A 4,205-nucleotide genomic window follows, 5' to 3' on the forward strand; every position below is an offset into this window, starting at 1 on the left:
CCTATCCCCTGTGTGCCTTGCCCTCCCACGACTGGTACGGGCCGCGGTCCCGAGCCGACTCGTCGTCGTCGGTGCCCTCGCCGTCCGCGATACCCTCGTCGCCGTCCGAGCCCCCGGTCGCGTCGTCGTCGTCGGACATCACCCGCCGGCGCGCATCGCTTTCTGCCGGTACTTCGGGAGGAGATCGGCGAGCGCGTCGGGATCGCCGGCGAACTCGGCGGTCACCTCCGTGATTTTGATGGCGGCCGCGGCGGTCACCTTCTCGGCGCTGAGGGCCACCCGCCACCCGTCGCCGTCCACGCGGGTCGCCTCCGCGGGGTCGTCGGTCCCCACCAGTTCGCCGCCGAGGTTCCTGAGGTAGTGGGCCGCGAGCCGGCGAGAGATGCCGCGGTACGCCACCGTCTCGCGTTCCCATCCCTCCTCGGCCGGGGGGAGACCGGGCGCGCTCGCGTCGCCGTCGGCCTCCTCGACCGACGCGGATCCGTCGTCGCTCATGCGCCCCCCGCGACCGGCGGGAAGACGGAGAGGCGGTCGCCGTCCGCCATCGGCGTGTCGAGGCCGTCGAGGTGGAGTACCTCGCGACCGTTCTTCAGGACGTTTATCTGCGGCGCGAGCTCGCCGTCGACGATCAGGCGGCCCGCCATTCCCTCGTACTCCGACTCCAGCTCTCGAAGAACGTCGCCGACGGTCGATCCGTCGGCGAACTCCGCGTCGACGGTCTTCCCGCCGGCGGCCTCGCGAAACGTTGCGAAGAACCGCAGTTCCAGTTCCATAGGCGTATGTCGTGTCGCGGCGGCTTAAAAGCGGCCGGCCGCGGAAGCGATCGCGGGTCGAAAGAGCCGACCGCGGAAGCGGCTACAGGTCGAAACAGTCAGGTGCGGAAGCGGCTACAGGTCGGAGAGCCGGATCCCGTCTTCGACCAGCCGGAAGTTGCGCTCGCGGTCGAGATCGTCGGCGAGCCACTCGTGGTCGTACAGCTGGCCGATGAGTTCGAGGTAGAGGTTCCGCCACGCGATCGCGTAGATGGGCGACTGCCCCCACGCGCGCAGTTCCGGGACGAACTCGTGGTAGGTACTTGCCTGCGACTCCATGCGTTCGACCGCGTCGGCGACGACTTCGGCCGCCTCGTCGGGGTCCGCCTCCGCGAGGGCGTCGTTCAGTCGCGACTGGATCCCCGCGATGGCGCGTCGCATGTCGCGTTCGGCGGTCCCTTCCTCCTCCGGGAGCGACTCGACGACGCCCTTCGGCACGCCGAGTTCGATCTCTGGCATGCGATCAGTTCGGGGGAGCGCGCTCAAAAAACCCGTCCACCCGGCTCCGATCGCTTCTGCGATCGACTCACGGTGTCGGCGCGGCCTTCTGGAGCGCGGTCTCGGCGATGTTACCGCCGTAGTCGGCCGATCGGAGGACGGAGTCGACCACCAGCCCGAGCAGTTGCGCGCGCGTCGGGTCGAGTTCGCGGAGGAGTTCGTCGATGGCCCGGACGCGCTCGTCGATCGCCCTGACGCCGGTTCGGGCCTCGTTCGCCCGGCGCGTCGCCGCCTCGGTGTCGTCGTCGAACAGCGCGTCCATCGCCGCGTCGATTACGTCGACGGCGTCGCCGTGGAGGTCGCTCACCGCCTCGACGACCTCGTCCGGGAGCGGGTCGTCGATGTTCAGCGTCAGGTGCGCGATCTTCGTCGCGTGGTCGCCGATCCGCTCCAACTGGCGGGCGCTGGAGTGGTAGTCGAAACACTCCTCGCGCGGGAGACCGAGCTCCTCGGCGGCCTTCGGCGTTCGCAGCGTGGCGCGGAAGATCCGCGAGACGACGAGCCACAGCCGGTCGAGGTCGTCGTCGCGACCGATGACGTCGCGCGCGAGGTCGTGCTCGCGCTCCGCGAGCGCGGCGATCGCGTCTTCGAGCATCGACAGGGAGATCAGCCGCATCCGCGTGACCGCGTTGTGGATGGAGAGCTCCGAGGAGTCGAGTAAGTCCTGAACGACGACGCGGTCGCGCGTCTCCTCTAACACCTCCAGCCCGACGAGGCTCTGGACCGCGTCGCGGATCGTCGAACGCTGCTCGGTGCTGATCTCGGCCGCCTCCAGTTCGATGACGTCGAAGCCGCTGACGTACATCGTCGTCACCGCGCGGCGGAGCGCCTGCCCGGACAGGTCCGTGATGTCGAGCGTCCCCCGCGTCCGCTCCGCCTCCGAGCGCGGCGTGAGAAACAGCGAGTCGCCGTCCGGGTGGAACTCGATCTCCGTCCCGGCCTCGACGTCGTTGGCCGTCGCCCACGTCTTCGGAATCGAAACGGTGTACGTCGATCCGCCGGTGACTTGGACCTTCCGCGTTTCCATACCCCACCCTCGGGAGCGAATCACCTTAATTTTGATCAAAATATATACCTCGGTGCTCCCCCGATACTCACGGTCGAATTTGGGAGTAAAAGACTCAGTGACTGGTGGATTCGAAGTTGGAGAATGAGAAATAGGCCGATTAGGTCAATATTATATAGAAATATATAGCCACGCGATTCCGCGGTCTCACAGAGGCACGAGGCGGAATCCCATGACTTCAGTCGTGGGAGGAAGCCGACAGAATGCTACACAGTCAAACCACGCGGTTACGCAGGTCCTCGCCGGCGTCGAGTCGCGCGACGTTGTCGGCGAGGATGTCAGCGACGCGCTCGTAGTACTCGGGGGTGTGGCCGGCGTTGTGCGGCGTGATCGTCGCGTTCGACAGCCCCCAGAGCGGGTGGTCCTCCGGGAGCGGCTCCGGGTCGGTGACGTCGAGCGCCGCGCCGCGGATGCGGTTGTTCCGCAGTTCCGTCACCAAGGCGTCGGTGTCGACGACCGGACCGCGGGCGATGTTGACCAAGACGGCGTCGGGCCGCATCGTTCGGAGCGCGTCGGCGTCGACCAACCCCCGCGTCGCCTCGGTGAGCGGACACGCCAGCACGACGTACTCCGCGTCGGCGACGGCCTCGTGGAACTCGTCGAAGCCGTATACCTCGTCGGTCGGACCGCCCTTCTCGGGGGAGTAGCGGACGCCGACCGTCTCGACGTCGAACGACTCCAGCCGGTCGACGACCGCCTGTCCGATGGCCCCGAGTCCGACCACCGCGACCGTCGAGCCGTACACCTCTGTCGTCTCGTAGGTGCGCCACTCGCGCCGGGACTGCTGGCGGTACGCGCGGTGGAACTGACGCGCGTGCGCGATCATCGACCCGACGACGTGTTCGGCGATGTTCGGCCCGTGGACGCCGGACGCGTTCGTCACGGCGACCCCGTGGTCGGCCAGCGCCTCCCGCGGGAGGTGGCCCGTGCCCGCGAACACGCAGGCGAACAGCTCCAGCTCCTCGGCGGCGGCGAGCAGTTCCTCGTCGATGTTGAGACCGACGGCGATCCGCGCGGTCCGAATGAGCTCGCGCTACCTCGGACCGGGGTTGCGGACTCGGGACGGACCCTCGGGCGTTACGGGGGGACGCCCGTTTCCGGCGGAGGTGCCGGGCCCGGCCTAGGTTTCGTCGGGTCCCAGTCCGTGGATCGTCTGTCGGAGCACCAGAACGTCTGGATCGCTCATGGCCGAGAGACTCGGCGCGGCCGTGATAAAATATGGCCGTGGGAAGCGGTGAGCGCCCTACGCGATCGGACGTGATCGGAAGCGACCCGCGAGCCCGAGGGTCGGATCCGTACTCCCTACGAGAGCGCCGCGTCGAATGCCGCCCGAAGGTCGGCCTTCATGTCGTCGACGTGTTCGATCCCCACGGAGACTCGAATGAGGCCGTCGGTGAGCCCCGCCGCGAGCCGCTCCTCGCGCGGGATGGCCGCGTGGGTCATCGCGGCCGGCTGCTCGATGAGGCTCTCGACGCCGCCGAGCGACTCCGCGAGGGTGAACACCTCGGTCTCGCTCACGACGGTGGAGGCCTCCTCCAAGGTGCCGTCGAGTTCGAAGGAGAGCATGCCGCCGAAGTCGTCCATCTGCTCGGCCGCCAGCTCGTGGTCCGGGTGCGACTCCAGTCCGGGGTAGTAGACGCGCTCGACCGCGTCGTGTCCCTCCAGCCACTCGGCGAGCGCCATCGCGTTCTCGCAGTGGCGGTCCATCCGAACGGGGAGCGTCTTCGTCCCCCGGAGGACGAGGAAGGCGTCGAACGGTCCCGGCGTCGCGCCGACGGAGTTCTGATAGAAGCCGAGCCGCTCGTCAACCCTCCGCGTCATCGACGATG

General features: G+C 68.3%; 4 protein-coding genes and 2 pseudogenes. All 6 read right to left on the bottom strand.

The annotated features are described in order from the left end of the window. Nucleotides 1-138 precede the first annotated feature (138 nt). The gene (locus BN903_RS02345) at nt 139-495 is read right to left on the bottom strand and encodes a hypothetical protein (protein WP_048076215.1); all 357 of its coding nucleotides are present in this window, start codon (nt 493-495) and stop codon (nt 139-141) included. Further along, nucleotides 492-773 (bottom strand): ubiquitin-like small modifier protein 1, encoded by a 282-nt coding sequence (locus BN903_RS02350; protein WP_048076216.1) that lies wholly within the window; start codon nt 771-773, stop codon nt 492-494. The genes BN903_RS02345 and BN903_RS02350 overlap by 4 nt, the downstream gene beginning before the upstream one ends. 114 nt (nt 774-887) lie before the next feature. Next, nucleotides 888-1,271, bottom strand: coding sequence for a hypothetical protein (locus BN903_RS02355; protein ID WP_048076217.1), 384 nt, complete (start codon nt 1,269-1,271; stop codon nt 888-890). Nucleotides 1,272-1,338: 67 nt separating this feature from the next. Further along, nucleotides 1,339-2,337: a phosphate uptake regulator PhoU gene (locus BN903_RS02360; protein ID WP_048076218.1), complete on the bottom strand. Its 999-nt coding sequence runs from the start codon at nt 2,335-2,337 to the stop codon at nt 1,339-1,341. 253 nt (nt 2,338-2,590) lie between these two features. Next, nucleotides 2,591-3,562: pseudogene (locus BN903_RS02365) on the bottom strand (D-2-hydroxyacid dehydrogenase). 116 nt (nt 3,563-3,678) lie between these two features. Next, nucleotides 3,679-4,205 (bottom strand): annotated as a pseudogene (locus BN903_RS02370) (trans-sulfuration enzyme family protein); the annotation flags it as partial.

This window comes from Halorubrum sp. AJ67 (assembly GCF_000513435.1).

Bases quoted from the DNA above. Each gene is read 5' to 3' on its own strand.
- BN903_RS02345 (WP_048076215.1), bottom strand. From the start codon at position 495: ATGAGCGACGACGGATCCGCGTCGGTCGAGGAGGCCGACGGCGACGCG.
- BN903_RS02350 (WP_048076216.1), bottom strand. From the start codon at position 773: ATGGAACTGGAACTGCGGTTCTTCGCAACGTTTCGCGAGGCCGCCGGC.
- BN903_RS02355 (WP_048076217.1), bottom strand. From the start codon at position 1,271: ATGCCAGAGATCGAACTCGGCGTGCCGAAGGGCGTCGTCGAGTCGCTC.
- BN903_RS02360 (WP_048076218.1), bottom strand. From the start codon at position 2,337: ATGGAAACGCGGAAGGTCCAAGTCACCGGCGGATCGACGTACACCGTT.